Source organism: Paraprevotella clara YIT 11840 (assembly GCF_000233955.1).
Classification (GTDB): domain Bacteria; phylum Bacteroidota; class Bacteroidia; order Bacteroidales; family Bacteroidaceae; genus Paraprevotella; species Paraprevotella clara.
Genome location: NZ_JH376713.1, coordinates 1 through 552, shown reverse-complemented (window position 1 = coordinate 552; position 552 = coordinate 1). Strand labels below are relative to the sequence as shown.

Sequence of the window (552 nt, the reverse complement as noted above, 5' to 3'; positions counted from 1 at the left end):
AAGCCAATCATTTGACGATTTCGACATTTACGACAATACTTATATGATACTCAACAAGCCTTTTGTTAGCCCATTGGCAGAGTTTGGTTATGGGGTGTATCTATACGTGCTAAGCGACACCATACAAGACGGCAACCGCTCGTTCTACCGCATCAACTTCTTCCCCCGAGATGACCAAGATTTAGCACTCGAAGGGAAGTTTGAAGTAGATACTAAAACCTATATAGTAAAATCAATACAAATGCGTACCACCCCTAAAACAAACATCAATTTGGTACGCGGTCTCTCTTTTGAGAAGTATTTTAGCATACAAAATGACAGTATCTACCTACCTGAACGCGAAATTCAGGAGGGCGATTTTACTCTTTTGACTAAAAAAGACGAAGAAAAAGGATTATATGTAAAAAACAACATATCTTTCTCGCATATTATCCTCAACCAGCCCAAACCTGCTACCTTTTACGACCAACAAGTAGTAAAAATATCAAAAAACCAGTTCAGAAAGGAAGATAGTTATTGGGACACCCATACTATCGGTGGAACTGACTTAAC

The 552-nt window shown here is 38.8% G+C and carries 1 protein-coding gene; it reads left to right on the top strand.

Features of this window, described 5'->3' with window-relative positions; all coding sequences use genetic code 11:
• Nucleotides 1–43: 43 nt before the first annotated feature.
• The coding region (locus HMPREF9441_RS17245; RefSeq protein WP_216593521.1) for a DUF5686 family protein at nucleotides 44–552 on the top strand (509 nt) is incomplete at its 3' end.